The 15,174-nt window shown below is 63.2% G+C and carries 18 protein-coding genes and 1 pseudogene; 9 read left to right on the top strand and 10 right to left on the bottom strand.

The window, feature by feature from the left end:
- Both ACTG4J_RS10100 and ACTG4J_RS10095 read right to left on the bottom strand, forming a co-directional pair.
- Nucleotides 1-303: pseudogene (locus ACTG4J_RS10100) on the bottom strand (disulfide oxidoreductase); the annotation flags it as partial.
- Nucleotides 304-343: 40 nt separating this feature from the next.
- Entirely contained in the window at nucleotides 344-901 is a 558-nt protein-coding gene (locus ACTG4J_RS10095) for a tetratricopeptide repeat protein (protein ID WP_439139196.1), read from the bottom strand.
- 83 nt (nucleotides 902-984) lie between these two features.
- On the opposite strand from ACTG4J_RS10095, the gene ACTG4J_RS10090 reads away from it, so the two are divergent.
- A complete protein-coding gene (locus ACTG4J_RS10090) occupies nucleotides 985-1,275 on the top strand; it encodes an SCP2 sterol-binding domain-containing protein (RefSeq protein WP_439139194.1) in 291 nt (96 codons plus the stop codon).
- A gap of 62 nt (nucleotides 1,276-1,337) precedes the next feature.
- Complete coding sequence (locus ACTG4J_RS10085) at nucleotides 1,338-2,243, top strand: alpha/beta fold hydrolase (protein ID WP_439139192.1); 906 nt, start codon at nucleotides 1,338-1,340, stop codon at nucleotides 2,241-2,243.
- Here the strand turns inward: ACTG4J_RS10085 and ACTG4J_RS10080 are convergent.
- Together ACTG4J_RS10080 and ACTG4J_RS10075 are read right to left on the bottom strand one after the other, a co-directional pair.
- Complete coding sequence (locus ACTG4J_RS10080) at nucleotides 2,209-2,892, bottom strand: ABC transporter ATP-binding protein (RefSeq protein WP_439139190.1); 684 nt, start codon at nucleotides 2,890-2,892, stop codon at nucleotides 2,209-2,211. The two genes, ACTG4J_RS10085 and ACTG4J_RS10080, sit on opposite strands and share 35 nt — an antisense overlap.
- Entirely contained in the window at nucleotides 2,885-4,174 is a 1,290-nt protein-coding gene (locus ACTG4J_RS10075) for a lipoprotein-releasing ABC transporter permease subunit (protein WP_439139188.1), read from the bottom strand. Before ACTG4J_RS10075 ends, ACTG4J_RS10080 begins: the two co-directional genes overlap by 8 nt.
- Nucleotides 4,175-4,310: 136 nt before the next feature.
- Between ACTG4J_RS10075 and ACTG4J_RS10070 the strand changes: the two genes are divergently transcribed.
- Together ACTG4J_RS10070 and ACTG4J_RS10065 are read left to right on the top strand one after the other, a co-directional pair.
- Nucleotides 4,311-5,435, top strand: a complete 1,125-nt coding sequence (locus ACTG4J_RS10070) for a beta-ketoacyl-ACP synthase III (protein ID WP_439139186.1) — start codon at nucleotides 4,311-4,313, stop codon at nucleotides 5,433-5,435.
- Between the two features lie 69 nt (nucleotides 5,436-5,504).
- Complete coding sequence (locus ACTG4J_RS10065; RefSeq protein WP_439139184.1) at nucleotides 5,505-6,098, top strand: thymidine kinase; 594 nt, start codon at nucleotides 5,505-5,507, stop codon at nucleotides 6,096-6,098.
- Between the two features lie 199 nt (nucleotides 6,099-6,297).
- On the opposite strand, the gene ACTG4J_RS10060 is transcribed toward ACTG4J_RS10065, so the two are convergent.
- The 5 genes from ACTG4J_RS10060 to ACTG4J_RS10040 all read right to left on the bottom strand — a co-directional run bounded on the left by ACTG4J_RS10060 (nucleotide 6,298) and on the right by ACTG4J_RS10040 (nucleotide 9,482).
- Nucleotides 6,298-7,245, bottom strand: a complete 948-nt coding sequence (locus ACTG4J_RS10060; protein WP_439139200.1) for a 2-hydroxyacid dehydrogenase — start codon at nucleotides 7,243-7,245, stop codon at nucleotides 6,298-6,300.
- Entirely contained in the window at nucleotides 7,242-7,583 is a 342-nt protein-coding gene (locus ACTG4J_RS10055; RefSeq protein ID WP_439139182.1) for a tRNA-binding protein, read from the bottom strand. The genes ACTG4J_RS10060 and ACTG4J_RS10055 overlap by 4 nt, the downstream gene beginning before the upstream one ends.
- Entirely contained in the window at nucleotides 7,580-8,392 is an 813-nt protein-coding gene (gene proC / locus ACTG4J_RS10050) for a pyrroline-5-carboxylate reductase (RefSeq protein WP_439139180.1), read from the bottom strand. The genes ACTG4J_RS10055 and proC overlap by 4 nt, the downstream gene beginning before the upstream one ends.
- Nucleotides 8,393-8,421: 29 nt before the next feature.
- Nucleotides 8,422-8,925, bottom strand: a complete 504-nt coding sequence (locus ACTG4J_RS10045) for a YbjN domain-containing protein (RefSeq protein ID WP_439139178.1) — start codon at nucleotides 8,923-8,925, stop codon at nucleotides 8,422-8,424.
- A gap of 314 nt (nucleotides 8,926-9,239) precedes the next feature.
- Nucleotides 9,240-9,482, bottom strand: coding sequence for an accessory factor UbiK family protein (locus ACTG4J_RS10040; RefSeq protein WP_439139177.1), 243 nt, complete (start codon nucleotides 9,480-9,482; stop codon nucleotides 9,240-9,242).
- A 119-nt stretch (nucleotides 9,483-9,601) separates the two neighbouring features.
- On the opposite strand from ACTG4J_RS10040, the gene lgt reads away from it, so the two are divergent.
- From lgt to pgeF, 3 genes are read left to right on the top strand one after another with little or no spacing between them, the layout of a single operon-like run.
- A complete protein-coding gene (lgt, locus tag ACTG4J_RS10035) occupies nucleotides 9,602-10,519 on the top strand; it encodes a prolipoprotein diacylglyceryl transferase (protein WP_439139175.1) in 918 nt (305 codons plus the stop codon).
- Nucleotides 10,516-11,589: a class I SAM-dependent methyltransferase gene (locus tag ACTG4J_RS10030; RefSeq protein ID WP_439139174.1), complete on the top strand. Its 1,074-nt coding sequence runs from the start codon at nucleotides 10,516-10,518 to the stop codon at nucleotides 11,587-11,589. Before lgt ends, ACTG4J_RS10030 begins: the two co-directional genes overlap by 4 nt.
- An 8-nt stretch (nucleotides 11,590-11,597) precedes the next feature.
- On the top strand, nucleotides 11,598-12,353 hold the full coding sequence (gene pgeF, locus ACTG4J_RS10025) for a peptidoglycan editing factor PgeF (protein ID WP_439139198.1): 756 nt from the start codon (nucleotides 11,598-11,600) through the stop codon (nucleotides 12,351-12,353).
- Between the two features lie 515 nt (nucleotides 12,354-12,868).
- Here the strand turns inward: pgeF and ACTG4J_RS10020 are convergent.
- Nucleotides 12,869-13,369 (bottom strand): Lrp/AsnC family transcriptional regulator, encoded by a 501-nt coding sequence (locus ACTG4J_RS10020; RefSeq protein ID WP_439139172.1) that lies wholly within the window; start codon nucleotides 13,367-13,369, stop codon nucleotides 12,869-12,871.
- Nucleotides 13,370-13,581: 212 nt separating this feature from the next.
- Between ACTG4J_RS10020 and trxB the strand changes: the two genes are divergently transcribed.
- Together trxB and ACTG4J_RS10010 are read left to right on the top strand one after the other, a co-directional pair.
- Nucleotides 13,582-14,532: a thioredoxin-disulfide reductase gene (gene trxB / locus ACTG4J_RS10015; RefSeq protein WP_439139170.1), complete on the top strand. Its 951-nt coding sequence runs from the start codon at nucleotides 13,582-13,584 to the stop codon at nucleotides 14,530-14,532.
- Between the two features lie 156 nt (nucleotides 14,533-14,688).
- Nucleotides 14,689-15,174: MarR family EPS-associated transcriptional regulator (locus tag ACTG4J_RS10010; protein WP_439139169.1), on the top strand; the 486-nt coding region annotated here is incomplete at its 3' end.

The following is a 15,174-nucleotide window of genomic DNA, read 5'->3' as shown; positions in this document are numbered from 1 at the left end:
CTGGATCTCGTCGATGGCCAAGAAATCGGCCCCGATACCCACCGGCATCGCCTCGACCGTGCAGACCCAATATTGCGCGCGCTCGGGCACAATGCGCTCTTCGCCGGTGACCAGCGCCACGACCGAAGGACCGCGCATGGCCACGATCTTGTCATAGACCTCGCGCGCCAAAAGCCGCAGCGGCAGGCCGATGATGCCCGTGCGGTGCGCCAGCATCCGCTCGATCGCGTAATGGGTCTTGCCGGTATTGGTCGGGCCAAGCACCGCGGCGATGCGGCTTTTGCCCAGAATGCTGCCGTCCATCTGTTCGCGGCCTTTGTCCCTGACCCTGCGGCAAGTGACGTCAGAGCGCCGCGCCGTTCAGCGCACGGGTCACGCGCGCCACGGCCTCGTTTATTTCTTCGCGATGGGGATGTATAGCCTGTGCTGCTTGAAATGCGGCCAGCGCATGGTCCATCTCGCCCATATCCTCGAGCATGAACCCCAAGCCCATCAGCGCACCGAAATGGCGCGGCTCCAAGGCGAGCGCGCGACCGATATCGGCGATGGACGGGCCGTAATGCTGCATCTCGAAGAACAAGGTCGCCCGCGCATTCCAGCCCTCGGCGAATTCGGGGGCGTGATCGGTCAGCGCGGTCAGATGGTTGTAGGCCGCCGACAAATCCCCATCGGCCAAGGCTGCACGCCCGCGTTCAAGCAGGTAATCCGCACTCGCCGAGCCGGAGCGCGCCCACAGCATGACGATCTCATCTTCGACCACCTGCCAATTGCGCAGATCGGGTTCGGCCAAACGGTCGAGTAGATCATCGACGCGCGATTGTTCCTGCGCCCCGGCCAAGATCGGCAGGAGGCAAAGAAATGCCGCAAGGGCAATGTTGTGAAGACGTGAAATCATCCGCATGCTGGCAAAGGTAGCATGTTCGCCCGGGCATTCCATATCAAACCCGTGCGAGCGATCTTGGACATGTAGCGAAGGAAGTTCCAATGAGCATGATTGATGAAGCGGTCGCGGCATTGTCGGCCAAGCTGGCGGGCGGCTTCGACGGCTCGGCGAAATTCGTGATCGAGGGCGAGGGTGCGGTCATCGTCGATGGTGGCGGTGTGCGCGCCGCCGGTGATAGCGATGATGCCGATGTCACGATGACGGCGAGTGTGGATACATTTCAGGGCATTTTGTCAGGCGATGTGAACCCGGCGATGGCCTTCATGTCGGGCAAGCTCAAGCTCGATGGCGACATGGGCACAGCAATGCGCTTGGGTTCGGCGCTGGGCTGATGACCGGGGCGTCGCCACAAAGCGCTCCGTTCTTACATGATGTGGCCGCGGGGCCGGATCGCGTGATCAGCCAGTGGGTCCATGCCGCCGATGGCACAAGGTTGCGCATGGCCCATTGGCCGGGCGGCACCAAGGGAACGGTGCTGCTCTTTCCGGGGCGCACCGAGTACTGCGAGAAATACGCCCTGCTTGCCGGTGACATGCATGTGGCGGGTTACGGCATGGCGGCGTTCGACTGGCGCGGGCAGGGCTTGGCCGACCGCCCGGCCCATCGCCGCGACATGGGCCATGTGGAAAGTTTCGATGACTACCGCACCGATGTAGCGGCCTTCGTCGCCTCACTGCAGGACCTGGACGCCCCGAAACCGTGGTTCTTGATCGGGCATTCCATGGGCGGCGCAATCGGTCTGCGTGCGTTGCATGACGGGCTGCCCGTTGCCGCGGCGGCGTTTTCGGCCCCGATGTGGGACATCGCGATGCGTCCCGCGCTCAAGGCATTGCGCGGCGTGCTATTACCGCTGACGGGGGTTTTGGGGCTGGGCCTGTCCTTTGCGGCGACAACCGGCCCCTACAAGACGATGGCATTCGACGACAATCCGCTGACCACGGACCGGGCGCAATTCGACTATATGGCCCGCCAACTGGCCAGCTATCCCGATCTGCGGCTAGGTGGCCCCTCGAACATGTGGGTGCGCGCCGCCGTGACGGAAACCGCCGCGCTCATGACGCGCGCGGCCCCGGCCATTCCGACGCTGACGATGATTGCAGGGCGCGAAAAGATCGTGGTCAATCATGTGATCGAAAAGCGGATGGCCGATTGGCCGATGGGGCGGTTGATGACCATCGACGGTGCCGAGCATGAATTGCTGTTCGAGGCACCCGCCCGCCGCCAACAGGCCCTTGACGCGATCTTGGCGCATTTCGACGCCCATCTTACAGCGCCACCAATACCCCGTTCTCAAGCTTGACGCGCCGATCCATCCGCGCGGCCAAGGCAGGGTTATGGGTCGCGATCAGCGCCGCCATGCCGGTATTGCGCACCAGCCCCATCAGCGCGTCAAACACCGTGTCAGATGTTACGGGGTCAAGGTTGCCCGTCGGCTCATCGGCCAGCAAGAGCCGAGGCTGATTGGCCAGCGCACGGCAAAAGGCCACCCGCTGCTGCTCGCCGCCAGACATCTCCGCCGGGCGGTGATCCACGCGCCCCGAAAGCCCCACCGCCGCCAATAGCTCATGCGCCCTCGCTTTGGCCTGTCCGGCGGCCACCCCGTCGGCGAGCTGCGGCAGCACGATGTTCTCTGCCGCGCTGAATTCGGGCAACAGGTGATGGAACTGGTAGACAAACCCCACCAGCCCGCGCCGCGCCGCGGTGCGTGCGCTGTCGCCCGCACGCGTCAAATCCTGACCGCAGATCTCGACCCGGCCCGCATCGGGCGTATCGAGCAGCCCGGCGATATGCAAAAGCGTCGATTTCCCCGCCCCCGATGGCGCGACCAGCGCCACCACCTCGCCCGCCGCGATGCTGAGCGAGGCACCGCGCAGCACCATCACCTCGCCGGGGCGGCCGAGTTTGTAGCCCTTCTCGATATCCTCCAGCCGCAGCACCGCCTCATTCATAGCGCAGCGCCTCGACCGGGTTCATCCGTGCGGCACGGCGCGCGGGAAAAATGGTGACGACAAAGGAAAGCCCCAGCGCCAGCGCCACCGCCGCGCCCACATCACCCCATTCCAGCCGCGCCGGAAGCGACGAGATCAGCCGCACCGACGGATCCCACACCCCGCCGCCCGCGATCCAGTTGACCGCGTTGAAAATCGGATCGATCCAGATCGCGAATGCACAGCCCAAGGCGACGCCTGCGATGGTGCCTGCCACCCCGATGGAGGAACCACACAGGAAAAACACCCGCAAGATCGACCCCTCGGACAGGCCCATGGTGCGCAAGATGCCGATATCGCGGGATTTGTTCTTCACCAGCATGATCAGCCCCGACACGATATTGAGCGTGGCGATCAAGACAAGGATCGACAGGATGATGAACATGATGTTGTCCTCCATCTGCAGCGCTTGCAAGAAGGCCCCAGAACTGTCGCGCCATGTCCAGACCGACACATCGCCGGCCGCGATCATGACCGGCAGAACCATCCGATCGACCGCCTCGGGATCATCGAGAAACACCTCGATCTCATCGGCCACGCCGTCGCGGTTGAAATAGCCCTGCGCCAGCTCGAAGGGCATGTAGACGCGCACCCGATCGATATCCCAGCGCCCGACTTGGAAGATGTAGACGATCTCATAGGCGGCCACGCGGGGAGAGGTGCCAAAGGGCGTGCGCGCGCCATCGGGGGATATCAGGCGCAAGCGGTCGCCGACTTGCAGCCCCAGCTCGCGCGCCACCCCCATGCCGATGGCGACCCCCTCGCCCGCGCCGAACGCCGCCAGATCGCCCATCGCACGCTCGGGTGCTGCCACAAGCGGCACTTGGGCCAGATCGGCTGCGGTGATGCCGATGACCTCGACACCCGCATTGCGCCCCTCATTGCTGGCCATCACCTGCCCGCGGATGATAGCGGCGGCGTGATCGACACCGGCCAGCGCCGCGATGGCGGCGGCTGCCGCTTCATACTCTTCAAAGCGCCGCTCCGCCCGCCCTGCGGCGTCGAACTCGGTGCGATCATAAACGCTGATATGGGCATTGGCACCCAGGATGGTGCCAACGAATTCATGCCGAAAGCCCGAGCGCACGGCCAGCGTGGCGATCAGCGCGGCCACCGCCAGCATGATGCCCAGAAAACTGATCACGGTCATCGTGCTGACGCCGCCCTCGGCCCGGCGCGCGCGCAAGTAGCGCCAGGCGATCAGCACCTCGAACCGGGAGAATGGCGGGGGGATACGGGACAAACGGATCTCCTTTACTTGGGGCGCAAGGTGGCCAGTTTCACGGCGCTGTCAAGCAAGCCGGGGCAGGTGACGCTGCGACCTGTCTTGACCCAAGGGCAATTCCACGCCCATTTCGGGACGGGAACGGAGGATCGACATGCACCAAGCCGCCATTACCGGATCGGGGGTTTTCACGCCCGAACATATCATCACCAACGACGATTTGGTCAAAGCCTTCAACGCCTATGCAGACCAATGGAACGCTGCAAATATCGAAGCGATCGCTTCGGGCAGGCTCGAGGCGATGGCCCATTCCTCCGCCGATTTCATCCTTGCCGCCTCGGGCATCGCGCAGCGTCATGTGATGGACAAGACCGGCATACTCGACCCGGAGGTGATGCATCCATGGCTGCCCGCGCGTAGCGATGACGAACCAGGGGTGATGGCCGAGATGGGCGTGACAGCTGCTCAAGCGGCACTGGCGATGGCCGGGGTGGAGGCGGGCGAGATAGATCTGGTGATCTGTGCGGCCTCGAACCATGAACGCGCCTATCCCGCCATCGCCATCGAGATCCAGCAATTGCTTGGCGCGGGCGGTTTCGCCTTCGACATGAATGTCGCCTGTTCGTCGGCCACCTTCGGCATCCAGACAGCCGCCGACATGATCCGCGCGGGCTCGATCCGCCGCGCGCTGGTGGTCAACCCCGAGATCTGTTCTGCGCATCTGGAATGGCGCGACCGCGATTGCCATTTCATCTTCGGCGATGTGGCGACCGCGCTGGTGATCGAGCGCGCCGATCTGGCAAAGGGGGCGCATTTCGCCATACGCTCGACCCGCTGCGCGACCGCGTTTTCCAACAATATCCGCAACAATAACGGCTTTCTGCGCCGCACGCGGGCGGGCCAGATGGACGACCGGCGCGACATGCAGTTCATGCAAAACGGGCGCAAGGTCTTCAAGGAAGTGCTGCCCATGGTCTCGGCCCATATCGCCGATCACATGGAGACCACGGGGGTCAAGGCCGCCGATTTGGCACGGCTTTGGCTGCATCAAGCCAACAAGACGATGAACGACTATATCGGGCGCAAGGTTTTGGGCCGTGACCCCGAACCGGGCGAGCAGCCCAATATTCTTCAAGATTACGCCAACACCTCTTCGGCCGGATCGATCATCGCCTTCGCCAAGCATTCCGCCGATCTGGCCCCGGGCGCGCTTGGCCTGATCTGTTCGTTCGGCGCGGGCTATTCGGTGGGATCGGTGATCGTGGAGCGGCGCGGCTGAGCGGCGCACACCCGCCCGACCCCGCGAAGCCACCTTGCCCGGACCCGGCCACTGAGGCAAAAGCGTGGTATGGCAAAGCTCTATTTCCACTACTCGACGATGAATGCGGGCAAATCCACGCTGCTTTTACAGGCGTCCTATAACTATATTGAACGCGGCATGCAGACCTATCTCATGACCGCGAATTTCGATGACCGGGCGGGCAAGGGCCGCATCGGCAGCCGCCTCGGCATCGAGGCCGAGGCCGACACCTACAGCCAGAATTGCGATCTTTTCGACAAGATCGCGGCCCGACTTGCGGCGGGGCCTTGTGCATGCGTCTTGATCGACGAGGCGCAATGGCTGACCCGCGATCAGGTCTGGCAATTGGCGCGTGCAGTCGATGATCTCGGCGTTCCTGTCATGTGCTACGGGCTGCGCGTCGATTTCCGGGGCGAATTGTTTCCGGGTTCGGCGGCGCTTTTGGCTTTGGCTGATGAAATGCGCGAGGTGCGCACGATCTGCCACTGCGGGCGTAAGGCGAGCATGGTGATCCGGGTCGATGCGACGGGCCGCGCACTGACCGAAGGCGCACAGATCGAAGTGGGCGGCAATGACCGCTATATCAGCTTGTGCCGGCGGCATTTCAGAGAAGCGACGGGCGACGTGAAAGCGCGCGGCTGAGCCCGAATGGAAAGGGGGCTCTGCCCCCTCGGTCTGCGACCTCACCCCCGGGATATTTCCGAAACGAAGAAGACCCCAATCGCGTAAGTATCTTCTCTGTTTCACAAGTATCCCGGGGGCGTCGGCATAAGCCGACGGGGGCAGAGCCCCCCAAAACAAGGAGCCTGCGCGGCACGCGCGCCTTTGGATAACGGCTGGCCTAGACCGGGTTCGGCAGCGCGCGGCCCTCGGCGAAGGCGATGCAATTTTCCAGCGCCATGCGCCCCATATCCTCGCGCACATCGAGCGCCGCGGTGCCCAGATGCGGCAGGAGGGTGACGTTTTCCAACGCCGTCAGTTCCGGCGGCACGGCGGGTTCGAATTCATAGACATCAAGGCCTGCGCCTCCGATATGCCCGGCCTGAAGCGCGGCGATGAGGGCCGTTTCATTCACCACATCGCCGCGCGAGATGTTGACGAGGATCGCATGCGGCTGCATCGCGGCGAATTGGGCCGCTCCCATCAAATGGCGGGTATCGGCCCCGCCGGGCGTGGCCAGAACGACGATATCGGCGGCGGCAAGGGCTGCTGGAAAATCCATCTGGGTGGCAGGGAAATCGACCGATTTCGGCGAGCGGTTGGCATAGACGATCTTGCAGCCGAAACCGAAATGGCATCGCCTTGCGATAGCCTGACCAATGCGGCCCATGCCGATGATGCAGACCGTGCGCCCCGAGACATGCATGCCCAGCATCTGGGTCGGGTGCCAGCCCTCCCATTGGCCTGCGCGGACCATCCGTTCCCCCTCGCCGGCGCGGCGTGCAGTCATCAAGATCAGCGTCATGGCGATATCGGCGGTGGCATCCGTCACCGCACCCGGCGTGTTGGTGACGGCGAGGCCCGCCGCCCGCGCAGCTGCGACATCGATATGATTGTAGCCCACCCCGAAATTGGCGAGCAGTTTCGCGCGCGGCTGCGACGCTTCGGCAAAGGCAGGCGCGCGAAAGGCATCGCCCAAGGTCGGCAAGATGATGTCGAAATCGCGCAGGGCGGCCACGCATTCGGCGTGATCCATCGGTGTCGTCACCTTGCGGCAGGTGACATCGAAGCAGGCCGTGGCCGCCTCCATCACGCTGTCGGGCAGGCGGCGGGAAATCAGTAGTTTCAGCACATTTTTTCTCCGTTCGGGACAGGCTGATCGGGGGCCATGAGAACAACCTTGCCGTTCGCGTCATGCAAGCCCAGCACCAGCGCCTCGGACATGAAGGGGCCGATCTGGCGGGGCGGGAAATTCACCACGCCCAAGACCTGGCGACCGATCAGCGCCTCGGGGGTGTAATGGGTGGTGATCTGGGCCGAGCTTTTTTTGACGCCGATCTCAGGGCCATAGTCGACCCACAGTTTGATCGCGGGCTTGCGCGCCTCGGGGAAGGGTTCGGCATGGGTGACGGTGCCGACGCGGATATCGACGCGGGCGAAATCGTCGAAGCTGATCGTGCCGTTCATCCCTTGAGTTCCCGGCTTCGATGGGTGGCGGCGGCGACCGTGGCGGCGACCAGCGGCATGAGGCCGCTACCCTCATCCATCAGCACGGCAAGCCCCGCCTGCGTCGTGCCGTTCGGAGAGGTCACATTGATGCGCAGCTGTTCGGGCGTCTCGGCAGCCTCTTCGGCCAAGGCACCGGCGCCCGCGACGGTGGCCTTGGCCAGTTGCATCGCCATCTCGGGCGGCAAGCCTTGGGACACACCAGCCGCAGCGAGCGCATCAATCATGTAGAAGATATATGCGGGGCCGGAGCCAGAGAGGCCGGTCACCGCATCGATCTGATCCTCATCGCTCAGGCGCACGACCTGACCGATGGCCGACAAGAGGCCCTCGGCCAGATCGAGATCGGCTGGGGTTGCGGTCGCATTGCCGATGATGGCGGTGATCCCCTTGCCGACCGCGGCGGGCGTATTGGGCATGGAGCGGATCACGCGAGTGCCGGCGCCAAAGGCGGCTTCATAAGCGGCGATGGCGGTGCCGGCGGCGACGGACAAGATCAAGCTGCTGCCGCCACCGAAGCGCGCCACTTGTGGCAGGGCCGCCTGCATCATCTGTGGCTTGACCGCGATCATCAGCACAGCGGGGTCATCGGGTAGTGCGGCGTTGATCGCCACCCCTTGGGCGCGCAGCCAATCGGAGGGGTGGGGATCGATCACATGGACCGCCGCCGGTTCAACCCCGCGCGCAAGCCAGCCCGCAAGCATGGCCGACCCCATCTTGCCGCAGCCCAGCATCACCAGCCCGCGGCGCGAAATCTCGTTGAAATCCATTCCCACCCCCAAGGTTCCGGGGGCAGAGGTTAGGCGCGGCCGTAGCTCTCTGCAATGGCGACCTGCAACGCGTCTTCGGGGCTGCGGTTACCCCAACACGCAAGCTGGAAGGCCGGATAGTAGCGCTCGGCCGCCAGAACGGCGGTCTCGACCATGCAAGCGATCTGATCCGGGCTGGCCAATTGCTCACCCGCCAGAACCAGACCATAGCGATAGACCATCAGCTTTTGGCCCGGCCAATAAGTAAAGGCACCCGCCCAGCAACGATCATTGGCAAGGTTGAGTGTCTCGTAAAGCGTCGGCAGGGTTTCGGCGGGCGGCTCCATCTCGAAGGTGCAGATCATGCGCAGCGTTTCGTCATATGACGACCACGCCAGCGTCACGGAATAGGTGCGCCACTGCCCCTCGATCGCCATGGCGATCTGGTCATCGGTGACACGATCGAAATCCCATTCATGATGGGATGCCAATGTCTCCACGATGTCGATGGGATGCAGGTCATCGATGTCGAGATACTGCTCGGAATGCGACATTGCCCAGGCCTCTTGTTATGGCAGCCGTGCGGGCCTTGGGCCTCGGGACCAAGACGCCCGCTAATGGCTGGGTGTCTTTACAATCAGGTGGGGGCGAAGCACCCCCGCCTACCAGATATGGTGCGGTTCTTGAGGCGTTCTGTAAAGCAGTATTTTTGTGACGGAAAGAGTGCGCACCACAAGGCGCAGGGGTATCCACAAGATATTGGGGGATGTGGGTAGATCGTCACGGCATTGTGTGGGGCGCGGTGTCAAAGACACTGCGCATGGCCGTGGCGGTGCGCCGGGCGGCACACCGCAGCGGAGAAAAGCGCTCAGCCCTTGCCCTCAAGCGCCGCGATGCGGGCTTTCAGCGCTTCATTCTCCTCACGCGCCTTTTGCGCCATCGCGCGCACGGCGTCGAATTCTTCGCGGGTGACGAAATCACGGTCGGCCAGCCAGCGGTCGAGCAGGGATTTCATCGCCGTCTCGGCCTCTTCCTTCGCGCCTTGGGCGACGCCCATCGCGTTGGTCATCAACTGGCTGATGTCTTCCATGATCTTGTTGCGGGTCTGCATCGCGCGCTCCTGTCTTGTTGCATTGGATATGGCCCCGCGCGGGCGCCGGATCAAGGTTGACTTCGCCGCAGGGCGCGACCACCCATGAGGCCAGACGCACCAATGACGGACCAGATCCCATGCTCTTCGCCATTCCCTTTCCCGATCTGTCGCCTGACTTGTTCTCGGTCACGATCGGCAGTTTCGAGCTGGCGCTGCGCTGGTATGCGCTGGCCTATATCGTGGGGTTGATCGCAGGCTGGTGGCTCATTGCGCGCGCGCTGGCACGGCCGGCGCTTTGGGCGGGCAATGTCGCGCCGATGCTGCCGGAAAAGGCCGAGGGGCTTTTGACCGCGGTTATCCTTGGCGTGATTCTCGGCGGAAGGCTGGGCTATGTGGCGTTCTACCAGCCAGCCTATTACCTGCAGCATCCCGGCGAGATCTTGGCCGTCTGGCAAGGCGGAATGTCATTTCACGGCGGGTTGATCGGGGTCGCGGTGGCGGGTTGGCTGTTTTGCAAGATCAACAAGGTCTCGCCCCTGTCGGTGGCCGATGCCATGTCGATGGTCGTGGCCATCGGTCTTGGGCTTGGGCGTGTCGCCAATTTCATCAATGCCGAGCTATGGGGCAGGCCAAGCGACGCACCATGGGCGGTGATCTTTCCCGGCGAGGCGGCACAGGCCTGCGCGGGCCCTGTCGGCATCGTGATGACCGATCTGGGCGCGATGTGCGCGCGCCACCCCTCGCAGCTTTATCAAGCGGGGCTGGAAGGGTTGGTGATGGGCGCGATCTTGTTGTGGCTGGCATGGGGGCGAGGTTGGCTCAAACGCCCCGGCGCGCTGACCGGCATGTTTTTTGGCCTCTATGGCCTGGCGCGCTTCGTGGTGGAATTCTTCCGCCAACCCGATGCACAATTCGTGACAGCGGATAATCCGATCGGATTTGCCTATGCCATCTCGCCCGAGTTGGGTCTGACCATGGGCCAAATCCTATCGCTGCCGATGATGGCCTTGGGGTTGGTGTTGATCATCGCGGCGGGTCGGACAAGGCCGGCATGAACGCGCTGAAAGACCGCTTGATCGCGCGCATCGCGCGGCTCGGGCCGCTGAGCGTGGCCGACTACATGACCGAATGCCTTCTCCATCCGACCGATGGCTATTACACCACCCGCGATCCCTTGGGGCGCGCGGGCGATTTCATCACCGCGCCCGAGATCAGCCAGATGTTCGGCGAGCTGTTGGGCCTGTGGCTGGCGCAGGTCTGGATGGATCAAGGCGCGCCCAGCCCCTTTGTCTTGGCCGAATTGGGGCCGGGGCGCGGGACGTTGATGACCGATGCGCTGCGCGCAACCCGCGTCGTGCCCGGATTTCACGCCGCCATGCGGCTACACTTGGTCGAAGCCTCGCCTAAGCTGCGCGCGGTGCAAGGTGACAGGCTGGCGGCCTATGCTCCGGTCTTTGCCGATGGCCTTGCCGATCTGCCCGCAGGGCCGCTTTTCCTGATCGCCAACGAGTTCTTCGATGCGCTGCCGATCCGGCAGTTCCAGAGACAGGCGGGCGGTGATTGGTCCGAACGCATGATCGGCACCGATGGCGAAAGCTTGATCTGGGGGCTCAGCCCGCCTGCGCCGATTGCGGCCCTTGCGACGCTCGGCGATATCGCAGCGGGCCAGATCGTCGAGACCTGCGCCCCCGCCGAAGCGCTGGCAGGCGAGATCGGTCGCCGTATCGCCACCCAAGGCGGTGGCGCACTGATCATCGATTACGGCGCGCGCGACAGCCGTGGCGACACCTTCCAAGCGCTTGCCGCCCATGCCCATGTCGACCCGCTGGCCGCACCCGGCCAAGCCGATCTGACCGCCCATGTCGCCTTTGGCCCGATCGCACAGGCCGCCCTGCCCGCACGCGCAAGCGCGATCTGCCCGCAGGGGGTGTTTCTCGAACGCATCGGCATGACGCCGCGCGCCGAGAAACTTGCCCGATCTCTGGGCGGTGCGGCCCTGCAATCGCATATCGCCGCGCACAAGCGGTTGACGCACCCCGATGAGATGGGCCACCTTTTCAAAGTGCTTGCCCTGACACCTGAGGGTAGCCCGCTGCCCCCTGCCCTTGATCCCGGCCCGCCATGACCGTGACACTGACCCTCGACATCGTCACCTCACCGCTGCTTGACGGCGTGGCACATGGCTTTTTCGGGCGGCGCGGCGGTGCGTCTTCAGGGATATTCGAGGGGTTGAATTGCGGCGGCGGCTCATCCGACCAGGCCGAGATCGTGGTGATGAACCGCGACCGCGTGGCCGATGCGATGGGTGTGTCACCCGAACGGCTGATCACCGTGCATCAGGTCCATTCCGCCACGGCCGTCACCTTGCATGATCGCCCCCTGGACCGGCCGCGCGCCGATGCAATCGTGACCAATACACCCGGCCTCGCCCTTGCGATCTTGACCGCCGATTGCCAGCCCGTGCTGTTTGCCGACCGCAAAGCGGGGGTTATCGGGGCCGCTCATGCCGGATGGCGTGGCGCGCTCGACGGGGTGCTGGAGGCCACGATCGCCCAGATGCTGGCCGCTGGCGCGCAATTGGCCGATATCCATGCAGTGATCGGCCCCACGATCAGCCAACGCGCCTATGAGGTTGGGCAAGAGTTTCTCGAACGCTTCTTGCATGAAGACCCCGATAGCGCGCGCTTCTTCATCAACGGCGAAAACGGGCGCTACTTGTTCGATCTGCCGGGCTACGGGTTGATGCGGTTGCGCAGCGCAGGGGTCGGTTCGGCGGAGTGGACACGCCATTGCACCTATAGCGAGGAGGCGCGGTTTTATTCCTACCGCCGCGCGACCCATCGCGGCGAGGCCGATTACGGGCGGCTGATCTCGGTGATTCGTCTCTGAAAGGTGCGAAATCGGGCGGTGTCGCCCGAATTGTCGCCATAGTCGGGAAAATCGGGCACCTTCTGGACGGCTACCGCCCCAACTTTGCCCTGATCTACGGCCTGGCCACATGCACCGACCGGCAAACGACAAGAAAATATAGGCGTTCTTGCTTGCTGGGGTGCCACAAAATGGCCGCGTACATTTACCCCGCGTTGAGATGTTTGCCGTAAGTCTGCCGGAAAGAATGTGCACATTCTGTTTCAAGCCCGGAAACGGGCACCCGATACATACAGGCACAAAGGACAAGGCAGATGAAAACGCGTCGTTGGATGAAAACGGTTCTGGTCGAAGCCAAGAAAGAACAAATCGAAATGCCCTGGGCCCGCGCAAAGCGCGCCAAGCGGCGGTCGGCAAAGCCGGCCTTGCTGAAGGCCGCCGGATAAGGCGGACCGCGTCAGCGCAACCGATGCGCTTGCTTGCAAAAAGGGCGGCCAGAATGGCCGCCCTTTTTTGTGCCGTGAAACCCGCCGCGCTTAGCTGTTTTGCGCAACACGCTCTTCGACCACATCAAAGGGCACGCCGGGCGTATCCTTGGACCCGCGGATCACAAGCGAGGTGCGCACGCTTGCGACATTGGGTGCTGCGGTCAACTCGCCCGTCAAGAACCGCTGAAAGGTCGACAGGTCGGGGGCCACGCATTTCAGAATGAAATCGATCTCTCCATTGAGCATGTGGCACTCGCGCACAAGCTGCCAATCGCGGCAGCGTTCTTCGAAGGCGACGAGATCGGCCTCGGCCTGGCTATGCAGACCTACCATGGCGAAGACCTGCACCTCGAACCCCAAAAGCCTTGGGTCCACATCGGCGTGGTAGCCGCGGATATACCCGGCCTCTTCCAAGGTGCGTACCCGGCGAAGGCACGGCGGCGCCGAGATGCCGACGCGCTTGGCAAGTTCGACATTGGTCATGCGCCCGTCATCCTGCAATTCCGACAAGATCTTGCGATCGATCGGATCGAGCTTTGTCTGTGGCATCTGCTGCATTTCCCCAAGCGCGGATTACGATTCGAACCGCGACACAAAATTCCGCGCAATTTTATTTCACACTTGCGCAATAAATGTATCATTCCGACCGCGCGTGCAACCCCGTGCCGCAGGGCTTTCGCCCGAGACCTGTCCGAATTATATGCCAAAGGCCAAGCTGGCGCGACCAAAGCGGCCGGCGCAGGATGCAAGGAGCACAGCCCATGAGCCAAACCGCCCGCCACACCCGCCTGTTGATCATCGGATCGGGCCCGGCCGGATATACCGCCGGGGTCTATGCCAGCCGCGCGATGCTGGAACCGATCCTTGTGCAAGGCATCCAGCCGGGCGGACAGCTGACCATCACCACCGATGTCGAGAACTGGCCGGGCGACGCATCCGTCATGGGCCCCGACCTGATGGTGCGGATGGAGGCGCATGCCAAGGAGATGGGCTGCGAGATCATTTCGGATCATATCCAGTCGCTTGATCTGTCGACCCGCCCCTTTCAGGCCGAGGGCGACAGCGGCACGCGATACACGGCCGATGCCGTGATTCTTGCCACGGGTGCGCAAGCGAAATGGCTGGGGCTTCCCTCCGAAGAGCATTTCAAGGGTTTCGGCGTGTCGGCCTGCGCCACTTGCGACGGGTTTTTCTATCGCGGGCAAGAGATCGTGGTCGTCGGCGGCGGCAATACAGCAGTAGAAGAGGCGCTTTTTTTGACCAATTTCGCCTCAAAGGTCACGCTGATCCACCGCCGCGACAGCTTGCGCGCCGAAAAGATCATGCAAGAGCGCTTGTTCAAAAACCCCAAGGTCGCAGTTTTGTGGAATCACGAGATCGACGCGGTCGTGGGCGGCGATAACCCCCGTGGTGTCGAAGGCGTGCGCGCCAAGCATGTCGAGACCGGCGAGATCACGGACATCCCATGCAAGGGGTTTTTCGTGGCCATCGGCCATGCGCCCGCGACCGAATTGGTCAAGGACCAGCTCGAACTGCACAATGGCGGCTATGTGAAGGTAGAACCGGGCACGACTCATACATCGATCCCCGGTGTCTTCGCGGCGGGTGATTTGACCGATCATGTCTATCGTCAGGCCGTGACCAGCGCCGGGATGGGCTGCATGGCGGCGCTCGATGCGGAAAAATGGTTGGCCGAACACGCGGCAAGCTGAACGCCAGTTCCTATTTTTTGACCTTTGTAGGAAAGCCCGCCACAGCCATTGTGGCGGGCTTTCCTTTGGCCGCATTATTTGTTCATCGGTGAACATAGATCTTGAAATTACAACTTTCGAGTGATACGTTCACTTTTGAACAAACTAGGCTCACCCATGCCCGAGACCCCGAACCTGCCCGAAGAAGACCTGCTTTTTCGGATTTTGCGCCAGCTCGACGCAGCGCCCGAGATGTCGCAGCGCGCGACGGCACAGGCTTTGGGCATCAGCCTTGGGCGGCTCAATGGCGTGCTGCATGCGGTGACCGATAGCGGGCTTGTGCGCATAACCACCCGCGACAGCACCGACCGACGCCAGCGCATGGCCTATGCGTTGACCCCGCAAGGCGCGGCCGAAAAGGCCCGCCTGACCGACAGCTTTTTGTCAAGAAAACTTGCCGAGTATGACGCCCTCCATGCCGAACTGACCGGCACGGGGAGCGGCCTTTTCCCACTCAAGTCCAGGACCCAACTTATGCAGACCCATCTCTCTCCGATCCAGGAACTCTATGTCTCTCCCGACAGCGCACAAAAGCTCAAGCGCGAGGCGGGCGACCTGCCGTCTTGGGATCTGACCGCGCGCCAGACCTGCGATCTGGAATTG

The organism is Roseicyclus sp. (assembly GCF_965662675.1).
In the GTDB taxonomy this organism is placed as follows: Bacteria; Pseudomonadota; Alphaproteobacteria; order Rhodobacterales; family Rhodobacteraceae; genus Roseicyclus.
The sequence above is the reverse complement of the archived record's forward strand: the minus strand, read 5'-3'. Positions and strand labels throughout refer to the sequence as shown.

What these genes read in the sequence shown, in the direction of transcription:
- ACTG4J_RS10095 (WP_439139196.1), bottom strand. Translation starts at nt 901, where the DNA reads ATGCGGATGATTTCACGTCTTCACAACATTGCCCTTGCGGCATTTCTT.
- ACTG4J_RS10090 (WP_439139194.1), top strand. Translation starts at nt 985, where the DNA reads ATGAGCATGATTGATGAAGCGGTCGCGGCATTGTCGGCCAAGCTGGCG.
- ACTG4J_RS10080 (WP_439139190.1), bottom strand. Translation starts at nt 2,892, where the DNA reads ATGAATGAGGCGGTGCTGCGGCTGGAGGATATCGAGAAGGGCTACAAA.
- ACTG4J_RS10070 (WP_439139186.1), top strand. Translation starts at nt 4,311, where the DNA reads ATGCACCAAGCCGCCATTACCGGATCGGGGGTTTTCACGCCCGAACAT.
- ACTG4J_RS10065 (WP_439139184.1), top strand. Translation starts at nt 5,505, where the DNA reads ATGGCAAAGCTCTATTTCCACTACTCGACGATGAATGCGGGCAAATCC.
- ACTG4J_RS10055 (WP_439139182.1), bottom strand. Translation starts at nt 7,583, where the DNA reads ATGAACGGCACGATCAGCTTCGACGATTTCGCCCGCGTCGATATCCGC.
- proC (WP_439139180.1), bottom strand. Translation starts at nt 8,392, where the DNA reads ATGGATTTCAACGAGATTTCGCGCCGCGGGCTGGTGATGCTGGGCTGC.
- ACTG4J_RS10045 (WP_439139178.1), bottom strand. Translation starts at nt 8,925, where the DNA reads ATGTCGCATTCCGAGCAGTATCTCGACATCGATGACCTGCATCCCATC.
- ACTG4J_RS10040 (WP_439139177.1), bottom strand. Translation starts at nt 9,482, where the DNA reads ATGCAGACCCGCAACAAGATCATGGAAGACATCAGCCAGTTGATGACC.
- lgt (WP_439139175.1), top strand. Translation starts at nt 9,602, where the DNA reads ATGCTCTTCGCCATTCCCTTTCCCGATCTGTCGCCTGACTTGTTCTCG.
- ACTG4J_RS10030 (WP_439139174.1), top strand. Translation starts at nt 10,516, where the DNA reads ATGAACGCGCTGAAAGACCGCTTGATCGCGCGCATCGCGCGGCTCGGG.
- ACTG4J_RS10020 (WP_439139172.1), bottom strand. Translation starts at nt 13,369, where the DNA reads ATGCCACAGACAAAGCTCGATCCGATCGATCGCAAGATCTTGTCGGAA.
- trxB (WP_439139170.1), top strand. Translation starts at nt 13,582, where the DNA reads ATGAGCCAAACCGCCCGCCACACCCGCCTGTTGATCATCGGATCGGGC.